The sequence below is a fragment of the Sagittula sp. genome, assembly GCF_052825245.1.
In genome coordinates, this window is the sequence record NZ_JBRBWD010000032.1 from 38,989 (window position 1) to 57,208 (window position 18,220).

Annotated in this window: 20 protein-coding genes; 5 read left to right on the plus strand and 15 right to left on the minus strand. The window is 66.1% G+C overall.

Annotated features, from left to right (window positions below; genetic code table 11):
- Window positions 1–6: 6 nt before the first annotated feature.
- From ACU0DV_RS11195 to ACU0DV_RS11215, 5 genes are all read right to left on the minus strand, one after another.
- A complete protein-coding gene (locus ACU0DV_RS11195; protein WP_446242719.1) occupies window positions 7–1,464 on the minus strand; it encodes an efflux RND transporter periplasmic adaptor subunit in 1,458 nt (485 codons plus the stop codon).
- Between the two features lie 109 nt (window positions 1,465–1,573).
- Window positions 1,574–2,116, minus strand: a complete 543-nt coding sequence (moaB, locus tag ACU0DV_RS11200; RefSeq protein ID WP_446242718.1) for a molybdenum cofactor biosynthesis protein B — start codon at window positions 2,114–2,116, stop codon at window positions 1,574–1,576.
- A 13-nt stretch (window positions 2,117–2,129) separates the two neighbouring features.
- Entirely contained in the window at window positions 2,130–2,687 is a 558-nt protein-coding gene (locus tag ACU0DV_RS11205) for a hypothetical protein (RefSeq protein ID WP_446242717.1), read from the minus strand.
- 23 nt (window positions 2,688–2,710) lie between these two features.
- Window positions 2,711–3,328, minus strand: coding sequence for a LysE family translocator (locus ACU0DV_RS11210; protein ID WP_254698110.1), 618 nt, complete (start codon window positions 3,326–3,328; stop codon window positions 2,711–2,713).
- The gene (locus ACU0DV_RS11215) at window positions 3,328–4,104 is read right to left on the minus strand and encodes a uracil-DNA glycosylase (protein WP_446242716.1); all 777 of its coding nucleotides are present in this window, start codon (window positions 4,102–4,104) and stop codon (window positions 3,328–3,330) included. Before ACU0DV_RS11215 ends, ACU0DV_RS11210 begins: the two co-directional genes overlap by 1 nt.
- 146 nt (window positions 4,105–4,250) lie before the next feature.
- Between ACU0DV_RS11215 and ACU0DV_RS11220 the strand changes: the two genes are divergently transcribed.
- The 4 genes from ACU0DV_RS11220 to plsY all read left to right on the plus strand — a co-directional run bounded on the left by ACU0DV_RS11220 (window position 4,251) and on the right by plsY (window position 7,859).
- Entirely contained in the window at window positions 4,251–5,201 is a 951-nt protein-coding gene (locus tag ACU0DV_RS11220) for an aspartate carbamoyltransferase catalytic subunit (protein ID WP_370313023.1), read from the plus strand.
- Window positions 5,202–5,273: 72 nt separating this feature from the next.
- A complete protein-coding gene (locus tag ACU0DV_RS11225) occupies window positions 5,274–5,810 on the plus strand; it encodes an aspartate carbamoyltransferase catalytic subunit (RefSeq protein ID WP_446242715.1) in 537 nt (178 codons plus the stop codon).
- Between the two features lie 140 nt (window positions 5,811–5,950).
- Window positions 5,951–7,258, plus strand: coding sequence for a dihydroorotase (gene pyrC / locus ACU0DV_RS11230; RefSeq protein WP_446242714.1), 1,308 nt, complete (start codon window positions 5,951–5,953; stop codon window positions 7,256–7,258).
- Between the two features lie 13 nt (window positions 7,259–7,271).
- Window positions 7,272–7,859, plus strand: a complete 588-nt coding sequence (gene plsY, locus ACU0DV_RS11235) for a glycerol-3-phosphate 1-O-acyltransferase PlsY (RefSeq protein WP_283981274.1) — start codon at window positions 7,272–7,274, stop codon at window positions 7,857–7,859.
- A gap of 23 nt (window positions 7,860–7,882) precedes the next feature.
- On the opposite strand, the gene ACU0DV_RS11240 is transcribed toward plsY, so the two are convergent.
- Both ACU0DV_RS11240 and ACU0DV_RS11245 read right to left on the minus strand, forming a co-directional pair.
- Entirely contained in the window at window positions 7,883–8,695 is an 813-nt protein-coding gene (locus tag ACU0DV_RS11240; RefSeq protein ID WP_446242713.1) for an alpha/beta fold hydrolase, read from the minus strand.
- The gene (locus ACU0DV_RS11245; protein ID WP_100929150.1) at window positions 8,692–9,291 is read right to left on the minus strand and encodes a 2-hydroxychromene-2-carboxylate isomerase; all 600 of its coding nucleotides are present in this window, start codon (window positions 9,289–9,291) and stop codon (window positions 8,692–8,694) included. Before ACU0DV_RS11245 ends, ACU0DV_RS11240 begins: the two co-directional genes overlap by 4 nt.
- 110 nt (window positions 9,292–9,401) lie before the next feature.
- On the opposite strand from ACU0DV_RS11245, the gene ACU0DV_RS11250 reads away from it, so the two are divergent.
- A complete protein-coding gene (locus ACU0DV_RS11250) occupies window positions 9,402–10,409 on the plus strand; it encodes a ribose-phosphate pyrophosphokinase (RefSeq protein WP_100929149.1) in 1,008 nt (335 codons plus the stop codon).
- 51 nt (window positions 10,410–10,460) lie between these two features.
- Here ACU0DV_RS11250 and ACU0DV_RS11255 read toward each other — a convergent pair whose 3' ends face one another.
- From ACU0DV_RS11255 to ACU0DV_RS11290, 8 genes are all read right to left on the minus strand, one after another.
- Window positions 10,461–10,811, minus strand: a complete 351-nt coding sequence (locus tag ACU0DV_RS11255) for an H-type lectin domain-containing protein (RefSeq protein WP_283981277.1) — start codon at window positions 10,809–10,811, stop codon at window positions 10,461–10,463.
- A 72-nt stretch (window positions 10,812–10,883) separates the two neighbouring features.
- On the minus strand, window positions 10,884–11,546 hold the full coding sequence (locus ACU0DV_RS11260; RefSeq protein ID WP_283981278.1) for a MarC family protein: 663 nt from the start codon (window positions 11,544–11,546) through the stop codon (window positions 10,884–10,886).
- A gap of 75 nt (window positions 11,547–11,621) precedes the next feature.
- On the minus strand, window positions 11,622–12,839 hold the full coding sequence (locus ACU0DV_RS11265; RefSeq protein ID WP_446242712.1) for an MFS transporter: 1,218 nt from the start codon (window positions 12,837–12,839) through the stop codon (window positions 11,622–11,624).
- A 235-nt stretch (window positions 12,840–13,074) separates the two neighbouring features.
- Entirely contained in the window at window positions 13,075–13,509 is a 435-nt protein-coding gene (locus tag ACU0DV_RS11270; protein ID WP_283981281.1) for a F0F1 ATP synthase subunit epsilon, read from the minus strand.
- 55 nt (window positions 13,510–13,564) lie between these two features.
- The gene (gene atpD / locus ACU0DV_RS11275) at window positions 13,565–14,986 is read right to left on the minus strand and encodes a F0F1 ATP synthase subunit beta (RefSeq protein WP_100929145.1); all 1,422 of its coding nucleotides are present in this window, start codon (window positions 14,984–14,986) and stop codon (window positions 13,565–13,567) included.
- 19 nt (window positions 14,987–15,005) lie between these two features.
- A complete protein-coding gene (locus tag ACU0DV_RS11280; protein ID WP_100929144.1) occupies window positions 15,006–15,887 on the minus strand; it encodes a F0F1 ATP synthase subunit gamma in 882 nt (293 codons plus the stop codon).
- 12 nt (window positions 15,888–15,899) lie between these two features.
- Window positions 15,900–17,435, minus strand: coding sequence for a F0F1 ATP synthase subunit alpha (gene atpA, locus ACU0DV_RS11285; protein WP_100929143.1), 1,536 nt, complete (start codon window positions 17,433–17,435; stop codon window positions 15,900–15,902).
- Entirely contained in the window at window positions 17,436–17,999 is a 564-nt protein-coding gene (locus ACU0DV_RS11290) for a F0F1 ATP synthase subunit delta (protein ID WP_283981282.1), read from the minus strand. It lies immediately after the preceding gene.
- Window positions 18,000–18,220: the final 221 nt, after the last annotated feature.

The following is an 18,220-nucleotide window of genomic DNA, read 5'->3' on the forward strand; positions in this document are numbered from 1 at the left end:
GGCGCGTCAGCCGCCCATGCGCTCTTCGATCCTCTGTACCATGTCGGCGGGGACCTGGTTTTCCTGCAGCTGCGCAAGGATCCGGGTCTTGGCCTCTTCCGGCATCCGGTTGTTGCCCTCGACGAAGGCCACCAGCCGCGCGCGCCTCTCTGCCGTCAGTTCCAGCATCTCGGGCATCTGCGCCTCTTCCGTGGCACCGGGCCTGAGCGGCTGGACCTTGATCCCGGCGCCAAGAAGCGGTGTGCGCTGCGCCACGACCTCGCGCCCTTCAAGGGCGTCCGCGCGGATCAGGATGTCGTCGCCCTGGCGGCGCATCAGGGTGACGGGCACCACCTCCAGCCGCCCCTCCGGGTCGAGCGCCAGCACCGCACCATCCGCGCCAAGCGCCGTTGCGGGCAGGCGGGCGACGTTCGGCAGTTCCGGCTCCTCGACCTCGACCGTCACGAAGTCCCCGGGCTTGAAGCCGCGGGCCCCGTCGAGCGTCGCGAACAGAAGCCGCCCGGTCTGACCTTCGCCGACGGAGGCACCGGCACGGGACAGGCGGCCCGTCGTGGCGATCTCTGTCCCCAGGACATCGAGCCGCACGGAGACAGCGGATTTCTTCAACCGGCCCGTATCGTCCAGCAAGCGCACGTATTGCGGCGTCGAAACGCGAAACGCCACTTCCAGCGCTTCCGGGTCGACAAGCTGCGCCAGCTGTTCGTTGGCCGAGACCAAGCGCCCCGCGACAACCGTCACCTCGGTCAGCGTGCCCGCGAACTGCGCCCGGATTTCCGTGTCCTGAAGCCCGCGTTCGGCCTCTGCCGCTGCGATCTCCGCCCGCCGCTGCGCCGTCTTCGCCTGGTCGATGCGGGCCTCTGCGGTGGCCACGGCCTGCCGCTGGTTCAACACCGACTGGCGTGCAGATGACAGGGCCAGTTCCGCCGTCTCCACCGCCGCCTCGGTGCCCACCCGTCGCTCCAGCAGATCGCGGGACCGTTGCAGCGCCTGCTCGCGCAGCCGTACCTGTTCGCTCGCCGCGACCAATTCGTCGCGGGCGATGCCGATGGCGCGCTCCGCCTCGCGCAGCTCCGCCTGCGCATCCAGAAGATCGCTTTCCGCCCGTTCCACCGCCGCCTCGGCATTGGCCGGGTCGATCCGCGCCAGAAGCTGCCCGGCATCCACCTGCCCGCCTTCGACAAATTCGGGGTCGAGGTCGACCAAGGTTCCTGAGGCTGCCGCGCGCAGTTCCAGCGTCCGCACGCTCTGCACCTCGCCGAAGGCCGACAGGACGGGGCGTTCCGTGCCGAAGGACACGTCAACCACGTTCACAGCGAATACCCGTTCCTGCGCCGGCCGGCGGCCCGGCTCCTCGTTCATCCGGGCGACGACCGCATCGCGCACCATCAGTCCCGCCCAGGCCAAAAGGCCCAGCGTCAGCGCAAACAGGAAGAGCCCCGTCAGGCTCTTGCGTAGAAATCGCATCCGGACCGTCTCCCGTTGAGGTGCAGCATCGCGTCACGTCGCACGTATAGAATGACCTCCCGAAAACAAGCGCCGCGAAAGGACTTACGTCATTATACGCACGGTCGGATCACTTTCGTCGCCTGTGTTCGTCGAGGCGCGGAAAAATTTCGACGAAGTTGCAGGGGCGGTGACGGTAATCGAGCTGCCACTTCAGGATCTCGTCCCAGGCGTCCTTGCAGGCGCCCGTGCTGCCCGGCAACGCGAATAGATACGTGCCCCCGGCAACCCCGCCAGTGGCCCTGCTCTGCACCGCGCTTGTCCCGATTTTCTGCATGGAAACAATGGTGAAGACCGTTCCGAAGGCGTCGATTTCCTTCTCGTAGACGTCGCGGTGCGCCTCCACCGTGACATCGCGCCCGGTCAGCCCCGTGCCACCGGTCGAGATCACCACATCCACCTCCGGGTCCGCGATCCAGGTGCGCAGCCGGTCGGCGATGACCGCGCGCTCGTCCTTCACGATGTCGCGATCCGCAAGGACATGCCCCGCTTCGGTCAGCCGCGCAACCAGCGTGTCGCCCGAGCGGTCCTCAGACAGCGACCGGGTGTCGCTGACCGTCAGCACCGCGATGCGCACCGGGATGAATTCCTTGGACTCGTCGATACGGGACATGGGGCAGGCCTTTTCACAGACAGGGAAGCGTGACCGGCAATCTCGGCACGGAGAGCGCCATGTCAAGCACCGGGTCCATCGCTTCGGAGGCCAGCGCCGCGGCAAATCCCTGCATCCCCTCGCCCGGCTCCGGGCATCCCAGCCGCGCCACTTCCCGCCCGTAGGCCTCCCGCGCGGCGTCCAGCATGGCGGGCACCTCCTCGGGCGGCAGGCGGGGCTCGCCATTTTCCGCCACGAAGGTCGCGATCCGGTTCAGCCGCTGCTCGAAGGTCTGCGCGGCCTCTGGCGGCGGCGCCCAGGGGCAGAAACGCCCGGCGGCATCGAGTTCGAAATAGATGCGGTAGAGGCAGCCGACCGCGCCCAGCCCGCTGCGGTCTATGCCTTCGTAGGTGACGGTCCCGTCTTCCGCCGTCAGGCGCCGAAGCTCGATCCCGTTCTCCATCTGCAGCGTCTCGACAGCAGCGCCGTTTTCCGTCCCGGCCTCCGTCACGCGGGCCGCCTCGCGCGCGAAGATCGCCGCGTAGTCGATGCCCTGGGCCTGCGCAGCGCCGGCAAGGCTCATCGCCAGCATGAGAAGACACCGTCCGATCACGGTCAGAGCGCCAGCCGTACCGCAAGCCCGCCGAAAAGCGTCGCGCAGGCGTAGCGCAAACCGCGCTCCGTTCCCGTGCCGCCCTGCAGATGGCGGCGCAGGCGCCCGGCGAACTGCCCGACAAGCCCGTTCACCAGGAGGCCGCCCGCCCCCATCATCGTGCCGAAGATCAGGAACTGCGGCAGGACCGGGCGCGCGGGATCGACGAACTGCGGCACGAAGGCCAGCACGAACAGGATGAACTTCGGGTTGGTCATGTTCACGACAAAGCCCTGCCGCGCCGCACGCGCCGGTGCCAGCGGCGGCGCGTCCACACCAGCCAGAGGCGTCCGCCAGGTCTTCCACGCGATGTAGACGAGGTAGGCCGCACCCGCCCAGCGGATCGCGTCGAAGGCGCCCGGCACCGCGGCGACCAGCGCACCCAGCCCCAGCCCCGCCAGCAGCACGTGCACCATGCCGCCCGCGGCAACACCTGCGGAAGCTGCCCAGCCGCACCGCGGACCGCCGCGCAGGCCCTGCGCCATGCAGAACAGCATGTCCGGCCCCGGCGTGACGTTCAGCGCCAGCCCCGCAGGCAAAAAAGCCAGCAACATCACCGGATCGACGATCGTCCACGCCATCACCCGAGGCTCCTCAACTTGACCTTCAACTCCAGCATGTCGTTCCACGCCTCGCGTTTGAAACCCGGATTGCGCAGCAGGTAGGCGGGATGCACCATGGGCAGCGCCGGGCGGCCCTCCGCCTCCTGCCAGGTGCCGCGCAGCCGGGTGATACCCCGCCGACCCAGAAGCGCCTGCGCGGAAATATTGCCCACGATCACCAGCAAATCGGGATCTACCAGCGCGATGTGCTTTTTCAGGAAAGGCAGCATCATCGCGATCTCGTCCGGCTTCGGGTCGCGGTTCTGCGGCGGGCGCCAGGGCAGCACGTTGGTGATATAGACCGACTCCGCGCGCGACAGTCCCACCGCCGCCAGCATCCGGTCCAGCAACTGCCCCGCCCGGCCGACAAACGGCTTGCCCTGCAGGTCCTCGTCCCGGCCCGGCGCCTCGCCCACGAACATCACCCGCGCCGCCGCCACCCCGTCCGAGAACACCAGCGACCGCGCGCCGCGCTTCAGCTCGCAGTGGTCGTAGCCAGCCAGCGCCGCCTCCAGCGAAGGCAGGTCGACAGCCGTCGCCGCCGCCGCTTCGGCCTCGGCCACGGGATCGGCCTCTGGTTCCGCCACCGGCGCGGCCACGGCGCCGCCGCGGCGGGGCGCAAGACGCTCCGCCTTCGCCGCATCCTCCAGGGCAAAACGGTCCACGGGCGCTTCGCAAAGCGCCTCGGAGACACCCATCTCCAGTTGCCAGTCGAGGGCGGCACGCGCGGCGTGCCAGTCCAGTGCCGATTCCATGGAGGCCACATTACGCCCAAGCCGGGCAAAGGAAAATCCGCCCGGCTTCTCTGCTTCACAAATACTCGAATCCGCCGCCCGCCACCTGCCCCTTGCCCCCGGGGGACGCGCTTCGTAAGACAGGTGCGACTTCGACAGGGGTGACCATGCGCTTCGACCACCGCCATCTTCTGGGGATCGAACCCCTGCGTCCGGACGAGATCACGACCCTGCTCGACCTCGCCGATCAGTACGCCGCCCTCAACCGCCGCCGCGACAAGCACGCGCAGGCGCTGGCGGGTCTCACCCAGATCAACATGTTCTTCGAGAATTCGACCCGCACGCAGGCCAGTTTCGAACTGGCGGGCAAGCGTCTGGGCGCGGACGTGATGAACATGTCGATGCAGGCGTCCTCCATCAAGAAGGGCGAGACGCTGATCGACACGGCCCTGACGCTGAACGCGATGCACCCGGACCTGCTGGTGGTCCGCCACCCGCATTCCGGCGCGGTCGACCTTCTGGCGCAGAAGGTGAACTGCGCCGTGCTGAACGCCGGCGACGGGCGGCACGAACATCCCACGCAGGCGCTGCTCGACGCGCTGACGATCCGCCGGGCCAAGGGCCGCCTGCACCGCCTGACCATCGCGATCTGCGGCGATGTCGCCCACAGCCGCGTCGCGCGGTCCAACCTGCTGCTGCTGCACAAGATGGAGAACCGCATCCGCCTTGTCGGCCCCGCCACGCTGATGCCCGCCGGGATCGAAGACTTCGGCGCAGAGGTCTACCAGGACATGCGCGAGGGGCTGAAGGACGCCGACGTGGTGATGATGCTCCGCCTGCAGAAGGAACGCATGGACGGCGGCTTCATCCCGTCCGAGCGCGAGTATTACCACCGCTACGGCCTCGACGCCGAAAAACTGTCCTACGCTAAGGACGACGCCATCGTGATGCACCCCGGCCCGATGAACCGCGGGGTGGAGATCGACGGCACAATCGCCGACGACATCAACCGTTCGGTCATTCAGGACCAGGTGGAGATGGGTGTCGCCGTGCGCATGGCGGCGATGGACCTCTTGGCGCGCAATCTCCGCGCCCGTCCGACCGAAGTCATGGTATGAATTATTTCGGCAACGAAACACCACCCCTGCTGCGTTGATAAGTATCCCCTCCGCGCTTCCATGAGGCCCAATGTGACACAGATCGAGATCAACGGCTCCGACGCTTCGACCGTCCACCTGTTCCGGCTCGATCTGCCGCCGGAGGCCGTCGAACGCTTCACCGCCATGGCCGGCACCGGGGAATGGCCCCTGAAGTACGGGCTGGGTGCAACCAAACTGCGCCCCGGCTTCGTCGAGACGGTCGACCTGCGCGATCTGGGTCCCATGCCGCTTTCGCAATACCTGTCGGAGGCCTACGACCTGCCCACAAAGGCGCTGGGGACGGACAGGGCGCGCATCGACGCGCTGACGGGGCATGTGGTGATCCTGCCGCCACAGGCCTTCGATTCGACATCCCAGACGCTGAACGTCAACACGCCGCTCAGCCACGTCGGAAGCTGGTCGGCAGCCCCGGCGAAGGCGCGTTCGGCCAGCCTGCGCAGCACCTCTGCCGAGGGCAGCCTTTCCGGCGGCGGAGAGTCTTCGATGGTCGGGCTGTCCCGCGCCATCCTGATCACCGCTCTGGCCCTCGCCGCGCTTGTGGTCTTGGTTCTCGTCCTCGTTCTGTAAGGCGCGACGACAGTCCTCTGTACAGGCTTTTGCGCCGGTCGCACCCCCTCGACATGCGGGTTCCGCAGGGCCGTCACAGGCGGGTTCCCCCGCCCCGGGATTTGCCGTAGAGGGAAGGAAACCGACCAAGTGATGCCCGCATGTCCCAGACCCTCTTCACCAACGCCCGCCTGATCGACCCCGACGCAGGCACCGACACCATGGGCGCCTTGCTCGTCGAAGATGGGCGCATCAAGGAAATTTCGACCCAGGCTTCTGAAAATGCAGGGTTTTCGTTCACATCTGTGATCCCTGACACGGTGGTCCGGGTGGACTGCAAGGGCAAGTGCCTTGCGCCGGGGATCGTGGACATCGGCGTGAAGGTCGGCGAGCCGGGCGAACGGCACAAGGAATCCTACGGCACTGCCGGTCAGGCGGCAGCGGCGGGCGGCGTGACGACCATCGTCACCCGGCCCGACACGCATCCGCCGATCGACACGCCGGAACAGCTCGACTTCATCCGCCGCCGCGCGGCCGAGGAATGCCGGGTGAACGTCCTGCCCATGGCCGCCCTGACCAAGGGCCGCGTAGGTCGGGAAATGACCGAGATCGGCTTTCTCATGGACGCGGGCGCCGTGGCCTTCACCGACTGCGACCACGTCGTGACGGACACCAAGGTTTTGTCGCGGGCCATGACCTATGCCCGGTCTCTGGGCGCGCTCATCATCGGCCATCCGCAGGACCCCGGCCTGTCGAAGGGCGCCTCTGCCACCTCGGGCAAGTTCGCCTCCCTGCGCGGCCTGCCCTCCGTCAGCCCGATGGCCGAGCGCATGGGCCTCGACCGCGACATCGGCATGGTCGAGATGACGGGCGCGCGCTACCACGCCGACCAGATCACCGCCGCCCGCGCACTGCCGACGCTGGAACGCGCGAAGGCCAACGGCTTCGACGTCACGGCGGGCACCTCCATGCACCATCTCACGCTGAACGAGATGGACGTGGCCGACTACCGCACGTTCTTCAAGGTCAAGCCGCCGCTCAGGGCCGAGGACGACCGCAAGGCCATCGTCGAAGCGGTGCGCTCCGGCCTGATCGACATCATCGGGTCGTTCCACACCCCGCAGGACGAGGAATCGAAGCGCCTGCCCTTCGAGGAGGCGGCTTCCGGCGCCGTTGGGCTGGAGACGATGCTGACCGTGCTCCTACGTCTTTACCACGCCGAGGAAATGACCCTGCCGACGCTTTTCCGCGCGCTGGCGCTGAACCCGGCAAAGCGGCTGGGTCTGGACTGCGGACGGCTGACCGCCGGGGCACCTGCCGACCTCGTGCTGTTCGATCCGGACAAGCCCGTGATCCTCGACCGCTTCAAGCTGCGCTCGAAGTCCAAGAACACGCCCTTCGACGGCGCCCGCCTGCAGGGCAAGGTGCTGGGCACATGGGTTGCGGGCGACCGCGTCTACGAAGCCTGAGAAGGACCCGCGCATGACCCTCCTGATCTGGACCGTCCTTGGCTATCTGCTGGGCTCCGTCCCGTTTGGCATCGTCATGACCCGTGCAATGGGTCTGGGCGACCTCCGCCAGATCGGATCCGGCAACATCGGCGCCACCAACGTGCTGCGTACCGGCAGCAAGCCGGCGGCGCTCGCGACACTGATCCTCGACAGCGGCAAGGGCGCCATCGCCGTTTTGCTGGCGCGCTGGCTTTCCGGGGATGACAGCGCGGCCCAGCTTGCAGGCCTTGCGGCCATGCTGGGCCACTGCTTTCCGGTCTGGCTGGGCTTTCGGGGCGGCAAGGGCATGGCGACCTTTCTGGGCACGATGCTGGCACTGGCATGGCCCGTGGGCCTCCTGTGCTGTGCAACCTGGGCCGTGGCCTTCGCGATCAGCCGCATCTCCTCGGTCGGGGCACTGGCGTCGGTGGCCTCCGTCGCGCCGTGGACGCTTGTCATGGGGCGAACCGACCTGACGATCACCAGCCTGATCCTGACCTTTGTCGTGCTGTATCGCCACAAGGACAACATTACCCGTCTGCGCGCAGGGACCGAACCGAAGGTCGGCAAGAAGTCCTGAAGCCCGCCTGGCGCCGCGCGGGTTCAGCGTGGCGTGACGGCGCTGCGGGCTTTCGCCTCCACCATGGTCACGCAGATTTGCCGCGCCACATCGTCGGCGTGGGTCATGACCAGCATGTGCCCGGCGCCCGGAATGACAGCCTCCCGGCCATGCGGCAGACGGCTCAGAAGACCGTGATGGATTTCTGCGATGATCGGGACGGAATCGCCGCCACGCACAAGGGACACCGGCATCGAAAGGCGCGCCATCCTGTCGGGGTGGAGCATGCCGTGCATGTCCCGCCAGAGGCTCGGTTCGGTGCCGATCACGAAGGGCATCTGCGACGCCATGAGCTGGCGGGCCCTTTCGGGAAAGCTCTCCCAAGGGGCACCGCCGCCCCAGACACTGTTGAAGCCTTGCGCCGTTCCCATCAGGTCGCCGCGCTCGAACCCCGAGAAATGTGCGGCCTCCCGTTCGTAATGCGCCGACTTGACCGGACCGTCAGCCGCAGCGGCGAAGAAGACCGGCTCGATCAGCGCCAGCGACAGGACGTGCGCGGGGGTGTCCTGTGCGAGCCGCAGGGCGACGGTGGCGCCGAAGCTGTGGCCCACGAGGTGCATCGGCCTGTCCAAGAGGGGGCGCACCGCATCGCAGGCAGCATCGTGCACGTCCACGCCATCGGGAAACGGGCCGCTGCGCCCGTGGCCCGGCAGATCCGGTGCCGTGACGGTCGTGTCGCCGAGGCCGGCGGCGACGTCTTTCCACATACCCGACGTCCCCAGCCCGCAGTGTAGGGCCAGGACGGGTTCCGCCCCTGCGCCGAACTCCCGGACGGACAGCGCCGCCGCGTCCTTCACCCCGCGCCTCCGAGGTGCGCGTCGAGGTCGTCCAACCGGTCGCGGCCCCAGAACAGGGCGCCGTCGTCGACCACCCAGAAGGGCGACCCGAAGACACCGCGTTCCACTGCTTCTTCGAGGTTGGCAGAGTAGGTCTCGGCCCCGGCGAGCATCCCGGTGAAGGTCAGCCCCCGGTCGAATCCTGCCGCCTCCAGCCGGTCGCCGATCACGGCGTCGTCGGCGATGTCCTTCTGTTCCGCCCAGCAGTCGGCCAGCAGCCCGTGCACAAGTCCGGCCAGATCGCCACCGCCCGCCTTCTGCGCCGCGATCACGGCGTAAGAGGCAGGCGCCGCGTTGGCGGGGAAGAACATCGGCTTCTCGTGGTAGGGCAGACCGGATTTCTGCGAACTGCGGGCAAGCTCCTGCAGGCGGTAGGCCTGACGCGAGGGGTGGCGCTGCGGCAGGGGCGTGCCGCCCGTTCGCGCGAAAAGCTGCATGATGTCGAGCGGCTTGTAGACCAGCTCGGCCCCGTGCCTGGCCGCGATCTCTGCCGGGCGGGTGCCGCAGAAATACGTGAACGGTGAAATCATGGACAGATAGTAGTCGATCCGGGCCATATGCCGCGTCTCCCTTTCCCGTGCTGGAACCGACCCTAGGGCCGTGTTAACGGGACCGCAACGTCACGAATCCGTCATTCTCCCTGCACGGACCTACCCCGGAGCTGCCCATGCCCACCGTCGTTGAACCCAAGCTTATCGCAGGCAACGCTAACCGTCCCCTCGCCGAGGCCATCGCCCGCCGCATGTCGCTGTACCGCGGCATGTCCGTGGGGCTGGTGCAGGCCCGGGTGGAACGGTTCAACGACCAGGAGATCTTTGTCGAGGTCTACGAGAACGTGCGCGGCGAGGACATGTTCATCATCCAGCCGACCTCCAACCCGGCGAACGACAACCTGATGGAACTGCTCATCATGGCGGATGCGCTGCGCCGGTCCTCGGCATCGCGCATCACCGCGGTGATCCCCTACTTCGGCTACGCCCGGCAGGACCGCCGCACCAAGGCGCGCACGCCGATCACCGCCAAGCTGGTGGCCAACATGATGGTCGAGTCCGGGATCGAGCGCATCCTGACGATGGACCTGCACGCGGCGCAGATCCAAGGGTTCTTCGACATCCCGGTGGACAACCTCTATGCCTCGCCGATCTTCGCCATCGACATCAAGAACCAGTTCGCCGACCTGTCAGACGTGATGGTGATCTCGCCGGACGTGGGCGGCGTGGCACGCGCGCGCGAGCTGGCCAAGCGGATCAACGCGCCGCTCTCCATCGTCGACAAGCGCCGGGAGAAGCCGGGCGAGATCGCCGAGATGACGGTCATCGGTGACGTGACCGGCAAGCGCTGCATCATCGTCGACGACATGTGCGACACCGCCGGGACGCTCTGCAAGGCGGCCGAGGTCATCATGGACCACGGCGCGACCGAGGTGCATGCCTACATCAGTCACGGCGTCATGTCCGGCCCCGCGGTGGAGCGCGTGTCGAAGTCGGTCCTGAAGACGCTTGTCCTGACCGACACCATCCAGCCGACCGGCCCGGTCAGTTCCGCTTCGAACATCCGCGTGCTGCCGACCGCGCCGCTCTTTGCGCAGTCCATCCTGAACATCTGGAACGGCACATCCGTGTCGTCGCTGTTCGAGACCGACACCCTCGGCCCGATCTACGAAGGCATCCTGTAAGCAGCATTGGAGCGGGCGGCGCACGACGCCGCCCTTCCCTGCCCCATGGGATCAGTAAAGATCCCAGTCGTCGGGGCTCGACGCTTCGCCGAAGGCAATCCAGCTCATCCGTACCCGCGCCACACGCGTGTCGGCCCATGTCCGGAAGACCATCTCAAATCCCGCAGGTGTCACTTTCTCCGCGCTGATGTCGGCGCGGACGTTGGACTGGGAATCCATGTCCCACAGCGTCAGAGCGACCTGCACCACCGGAGCCGAGCGGAAGGGTTCCGAGAAGGTCACGGCCTTGCGCCGTTCGCGCGGGCCATGCCCCGTCCACATCTCGCCACCGTCCTCGAAGTCGGTAAAGACCTCTTCGGTGCCTTGATCGACGCCAAGGGCGGCGCCGGGAAACTTGCGCATGTCCCGCCTCGTCTTTTATTACCGCAGGTTGTCTGCTTTCGGGCAGGTCTTACAGGCAATCGGCGCGCGGTGTCACTCGGAAATCGACAAACCGCCGGGCGCGCTTTCCACCTGCATCACGCCGACCGCATCCAGACCGCCCAGCACGGCATCGACCGCCACAGTGGCGAGGATGATCCCCATGACGCGGCTGACGACGCTGGCGCCGGTCGAGCCGAGTATCCGCTTGAGCTGCGACCCGAGGAGCAACAGCAGCAGCGTCAGGATCAGGACGATCGTCAGCAGACCTGCCGTCATCAACTGATCCGGCACGGAATGCGCGTGGTTGTCTGTCAGCACAACGATGGCCAGCATCGCGCCAGGCGAGGCGATGGAGGGCATCGCCAGCGGGAAGACGGCGCCGGAGAGGTGCTCACGCGTCGCCTCCTCGATCTCGTGCTCCGGTTTCGATTCGCCGAAGATCATCGTGAGGGCGAACAGGAAGAGGATGATCCCGCCTGCGATCTGGAACGACCCGAAGCGCAGACCCAGCCCCTCAAGCAGCCATTGTCCGCCGACAAGGAACGCCATCAACACCACCCATGCCACCAGCACGGCGCGCAGAGCGAATTTCCAGTGCAGGGCATGCGGCACGCGGGCGGTGGCGAAGTAGAACACCGGCAACGTCCCGATCGGATCGACGACGACGAAGAGAGTGATGAACTCGCGCAGAATGGAGCTCCAGTCGAAGATCATGGCGACAGGCTTTCGGCAGAAGGTGAGGGTATGCGCCGCTTTTGTCTCAGAGCCGGGCCAAGGGCAAGCGTGCGATCACGCTGTGGCGGTGGCTTGCCTGCGCATCGGCCAGAATATGGCGCCGCTGATGACCAGAAGGGCAGCGGTCATGAGAAAGGGCGCCCCGGGCAGGTACAGCGGCGCGTGGGGCGCGGCGAAGAACCTGAACAGCGGCGTCACGATCAGCGGTGCGGTGATCGCGGCAACGGCACCAAGCGATCCGATGACCCCCTGCAACAGGCCCAGCCGGTCGTCGGCCACGAGGTTCGTGGCGATCCCGGTCGCGTTGGGCGGAGCCATGTCCGACAGGCATGCGAAGGGCAGGAAGACCCAGACCACCCATGCGGCGGAAGCCACGCCATAGGCCAGGGAGGCGACGATCCCGGCCACCACGGCCAGCATCAGTGTGTGCCACGTCCCGATGCGCGGGATCAGCAGCCGCATCAGGGCGCCCTGCGTGAGCGCCACGCCGATGCCATAGCAGGCCAGCGAGCCACCGATCAGCACGGACGACCAGCCGAAGGCCTCGCGCAGCCAGAAGGCCCAGAGCACCGGGTAGACCATGTTGGAGAACTCGAACACGAAGAGCCCGGCCAGCGGCAGGCCTAGCCCCGGCAGGCGGGCGGCGGCGAGGATGCTGCCGAACGGGTTGAGGTCGCGCCTGTCGAAGCGGCGGCGTTTCTCCGGGGCGAGGCTTTCGGGCAGGACGAACAGGCCGAAGACGAAGTTGGCCGCCGCCAGCGCGCCCGCCGCCCAGAACGGTGCTGTGACGTGGATGCCCGCCAGCAGCCCCCCAAGCGCCGGGCCGATCACGAAACCGACGCCGAAGGCCGCGCCGATCAGGCCGAAGTTCGCGGCCCTGTCCTCGGGCTTCGAGATATCGGCGAGGTACGCGGTGGCCGTGATGTAGGTGGCCCCCGCGACACCGGCCAGAACCCGGCCCACCAGCAGGACCCAGAACCCGGTCGCCAGCGCCATGATGAGATAGTCGACCGCCAGAGCGGCCAGCGTCACCAGCAGCACCGGCTTGCGGCCGAGTGCGTCGGAGATTCCGCCGATTGCCGGTCCACAGAGGAACTGTGCGCCTGCGTAGGCCGCCATCAGCACCCCGCCCCAGAAGGCCCCCGTCGCCGTGTCCCCGGCACCCACGCGCTCCATCAGGTCGGGCATGATTGGGAAGATCAGCCCGATGCCTATGGCATCGAGAAGGAGTGTCGCGAGGATGAACCACAGGGCTCCGCGATTGGTCTGCATTACGAGGCCCGGCAGGAAACGATACGCGGCAGAGGGTAGGCGGAGAAAGCACCGGGTTCAATCCGCATGGCGGGGGTTTCAGCGGCTTGTGGAACGACCGGCAAAGTGGCGCCCTGCCCCGCGCGCCGCCCCTTTTGGCCAACCCTACCCGGCACCGGCGTGAGGCGGGAAAGGAAAAACCCCGCCTAAGCAGGCGGGGTTCTCCGAATGTCGTGCGTACCTTGGAAGGTCGGCGTCAGAGCGACGGCTGCATCGGGTCGAGCCCGATGTGACCGCCAACGGCCACCATGTCCTGCAGCAGCTTTGCTGCCTCGTCGACCGGGCCCGGCTCGTTCTTGTAGGCTTCCTTGGTCTGCTGGTAGGCCTCGTGGGCCTCCTTCACCAGCGCCTCGTAGGTCGCCTGATCCATGTCGGCCTTCGGCAGAGCCTTCTCCGCCAGAACCGACACGCTTTCACCGATCTCGGCGAAACCGCCGGTCACGACGAAGACTTCAGTGCCGCCGGTGGTTTCCACCGTCAGGAGGCCCGGACGCAGCGTCGTGATGGTCGGCGCGTGGTTCGGCATGGCGGTCATGTCGCCGTCCGCACCCGGGATCTGCACCGAGGTGACCTCTGCCGACAGGAGCTTGCGCTCCGGCGACACCAGGTCGAATTGCATCGTGTCTGCCATGTGAAACTCCTTGTCTCATCAGGGGGCCAGCAGCGGCCCCCCGACAGGGTCCGATTTAGGCAGCCTCTGCGGCCAGCTTCTCGGCTTTCGCCTTCACTTCGTCGATGCCGCCCACCATGTAGAACGCCGATTCCGGCAGGTGGTCGTATTCGCCGGCGACAACCGCCTTGAAGGACGAGATGGTGTCTTCCAGCGGAACCTGCACACCGTCGGAGCCGGTGAAGACCTTCGCCACGTCGAACGGCTGGGAGAGGAAGCGCTGGATCTTCCGGGCGCGGGCCACGGTCAGCTTGTCCTCTTCCGACAGTTCGTCCATCCCGAGGATGGCGATGATGTCCTGGAGCGACTTGTAGCGCTGCAGGATACCCTGAACGTCACGGGCGACCTGGTAGTGCTCTTCACCCACGATGCCCGGGTCCATCAGACGCGAGGTGGAGTCGAGCGGGTCCACGGCCGGGTAGATGCCCAGCTCGGAGATCGCGCGCGACAGAACCGTGGTTGCGTCGAGGTGGGCGAAGGTGGTTGCCGGAGCCGGGTCGGTAAGGTCGTCTGCGGGCACGTAGACGGCCTGGATCGAGGTGATCGAGCCGGCCTTGGTCGAGGTGATGCGTTCCTGCATCTGGCCCATGTCGGTGGCCAGCGTCGGCTGGTAACCCACGGCAGAGGGGATACGTCCCAGAAGTGCGGACACCTCGGAACCGGCCTGCGTGAAGCGGAAGATGTTGTCCACGAAGAACAGAACGTCGGTCCCGGACTGGTCGCGGAACTGCTCGGCCAGGGTCAGGCCGGTCAGGGCGACACGGGCACGCGCACCCGGAGGCTCGTTCATCTGGCCGTACACAAGCGCCACTTGGCTTTCCGCAAGGTTGTCCGGCTTGATGACGTTGGATTCGATCATCTCGTGGTAGAGGTCGTTGCCCTCACGGGTCCGCTCGCCAACACCGGCGAACACGGAGAAGCCCGAGTGCACCTTTGCGATGTTGTTGATGAGTTCCATGATGAGAACGGTCTTGCCCACGCCGGCGCCGCCGAAGAGGCCGATCTTGCCGCCCTTGGAGTAGGGTGCCAGCAGGTCGATGACCTTGATCCCGGTCACGAGGATTTCCGATTCAGTCGACTGCTCGGAGAAGGCCGGGGCTGCGGCGTGGATCGGGCGGTATTCGTCCGCTTCGATCGGTGCGCCTTCGTCCACCGGCTCGCCGACGACGTTGAGGATACGGCCCAGCGTCGCGTTGCCAACCGGCACGGAGATCGGTGCGCCGGTGTCGGACACTTCCTGACCGCGGACCAGACCTTCGGTCGCGTCCATGGCGATGGTGCGGACGGTGTTTTCGCCGAGGTGCTGAGCCACTTCGAGGACCAGCTTCTTGCCGTTGTTCTCGGTGTTCAGCGCGTTCAGAATTGCCGGCAGGTGGTCTTCGAACTGGACGTCGACCACGGCGCCAATCACCTGGGTGATCTTGCCTTGTGCTGTCATTGGTTTCTCTCCGGGTTCCTCAGAGCGCCTCGGCGCCCGAAATAATTTCGATAAGCTCGTTGGTGATGACGGCCTGACGCGAGCGGTTGTACTCGATCGTCAGCTTGTCGATCATCTCGCCCGCGTTGCGGGTCGCGTTGTCCATGGCCGACATACGGGCACCCTGTTCGGAGGCACCGTTTTCCAGCAGGGCAGCGAAGATCTGCGTTGCCACGCCACGCGGCAGCAGGTCAGCGAGGATCGATTCTTCGTCCGGCTCGTAATCGTAGAGCGTCGTCGCGTCGTTCTGCTCCTCTTCCACGGTCTCGTAGGAGGCCGGGATGATCTGCAGGGCCGTGGGGTCCTGGGAGATCACGGAGTTGAACTTGGCGTAGAAGATCGTCGCCACGTCGAACTCACCATTGTCGAAGCGGCCAAGCACGTCGCGCGCGATGTCCTGCGCGTTGCCGTAGCCGAGACGCTTGACCTGGGAGAGGTCGACATGACCGACGAACAGATCGGCGTAGTCACGCTTCAGCTGTTCCCGGCCCTTCTTGCCGACGGTCAGGATCTTGACCGTTTTTCCCTTGCCACGCAGCTCGGCAATCCGTGCCTTCGCCAGCTTGACGATGTTGGTGTTGAAGCCGCCGCACAGCCCGCGTTCGGCGGTCATGACCACCAGCAGATGTACGTCGTCCTTGCCGGTCCCCGCCAGAAGGCGGGGAGCGCTGTCACTGTCTCCGACCGAAGCGGCCAGCGACGCCATCACCGCGTTGAAGCGTTCCGCATAGGGGCGGGCCGCCTCGGCCGCTTCCTGGGCGCGGCGCAGTTTTGCTGCCGCGACCATCTGCATGGCCTTGGTGATCTTGCGGGTCGATTTGACCGACGCGATCCTGTTTTTGAGATCCTTGAGATTGGGCATCGGATGATCCTCTTACGAGAAGTCCGCTGCGTATTCGTCGAGAACCGCCTTGATTCTGGCTTCTGCGTCACCCTTGATCTTCGGATCTTCGTTGGTGATCCAGTCCAGCAGGTCGGAGTGCTTGCCCCGGACGTGCTGCAGCAGACCCTTCTCGAAGCGGCCCACGTCGGACACGGCAACCTTGTCGAGGTAGCCCAGCGTACCGGCGCAGATGACGACGACGATTTCGGCGTTGGTCAGCGGCGAGTATTGCGGTTGCTTCATCAGTTCGGTCAGACGCGCACCACGGTTCAGCAGGCGCTGGGTCGCGGCGTCGAGGTCGGAACCGAACTGGGCGAAGGCGGCCATTTCACGGTACTGCGCAAGCGACAGCTTGATCGGGCCCGCGACGGACTTCATCGAGTTGGTCTGCGCGGAGGAGCCCACACGCGAAACCGACAGACCGGTGTTCACGGCCGGGCGGATGCCCTGGTAGAACAGTTCGGTCTCGAGGAAGATCTGGCCGTCGGTGATCGAGATCACGTTGGTCGGAATGAAGGCCGACACGTCGCCGCCCTGGGTTTCGATGATCGGCAGCGCAGTCAGCGAGCCGGCACCGTTGTCCTCGTTCAGCTTTGCCGAACGCTCCAGCAGGCGCGAGTGGAGGTAGAAAACGTCGCCCGGGTAAGCTTCGCGGCCCGGCGGGCGGCGCAGCAGCAGGGACATCTGGCGGTAGGACACGGCCTGCTTGGACAGGTCATCGTAGATGATGAGTGCGTGCTTGCCGTTGTCGCGGAAGTATTCGGCCATCGCGGTGGCGGAGTACGGTGCGAGGAACTGCATCGGCGCCGGGTCGGACGCGGTGGCGGCCACGACGATCGTGTAGTCGATCGCGCCGGTTTCCTCGAGCTTCTTCACCAGCTGCGCCACGGTGGAGCGCTTCTGACCGATGGCGACGTAGATGCAGTACAGCTTGTCGGAGTCGTCCTTGGCCGCGTCGTTGTACGACTTCTGGTTCAGGATGGCGTCCAGTGCCACGGCGGTCTTGCCGGTCTGACGGTCGCCGATGATCAGCTCGCGCTGGCCGCGGCCGATCGGGATCATGGCGTCGACGGCCTTCAGGCCGGTCGCCATGGGCTCGTGCACGGATTTGCGCGGGATGATGCCCGGCGCCTTCACGTCGGCGATGCGACGCTCTTCGAACTGGACGGCGCCCTTGCCGTCGAGCGGGTTGCCGAGGCCGTCGACAACGCGGCCCAGCAGGCCTTCACCGGCGGGAACGTCCACAATGGAGTTCGTGCGCTTGACGGTGTCGCCTTCCTTGATGTCCCGGTCGGAGCCGAAGATCACGATACCGACGTTGTCGGTTTCGAGGTTCAGGGCCATGCCCATGATGCCACCCGGGAACTCGACCATCTCGCCGGCCTGCACGTTGTCGAGGCCGTGGACACGGGCGATACCGTCCCCAACGCTCAGCACGCGACCCACTTCGGCAACTTCGGCATCCTGGCCGAAGTTCTTGATCTGGTCCTTCAGGATCGCAGAAATCTCTGCTGCTTGGATACCCATTTATCCGACCTCTTTCATTGCATTCTGGAGGGAGTTGAGCTTCGAGCGGATCGAGGTGTCGATCATCTTCGAGCCCACCTTGACGATAAGACCGCCGATGAGGCTTTCATCCACGGTGGTACTGATCTTGACGTCCTTGCCGACCTTTTCCTTCAGCGTGGCGGCGAGGTTTGCGGACTGCTCGTCGGTCAGCGCCACGGCAGAGGTCACCTCTGCGGTGACTTCGCCTTTGTGCTCCGCGATCATCTCGCGCAGGCGCCTGATCATGGCGGGCACGACGAACAGGCGGCGTTTCCGGGCCATCAGGCCCAAAACGTTCTTCATCGCCGGGATCATGCCCATGGCTTCGGCCACGGCAGAAATCGCATTCTCCTGCTCCTGGCGCGAATACACCGGATTGACCAGCAGTTCACGCAGGTCGGCGCTGTCGTCCAGCGCAGCGGTCAGGTCGTTGAGGTTCTCTTCGAGACGCGGGAGATTGTTGTTCTCCTTCACGATCTCGAAGACGGCGGTGGCATAGCGCTCGGCGATGCCGGAGGAAATCGAGCTGTCAGACACGTCCACCCTTCCGATTTTCGGCCTCCGTCACGCGCCCGCCGTCTGGCGGGGCGTCCGGAGGCTCCTGGAACCCTGATTTTTCGTCAAGGCAAGTAAATCGCGGCGGATGTAGCAGAGCCTCCCCCACCTCGCAACATCCTTAGAGAGATTTAACGTGGGCGCTAAACCCATACTTTTCAGTCGGTTGCCCGAAGTGCGACCTTTCGTGCCCAAACTTCGTGCAGGAA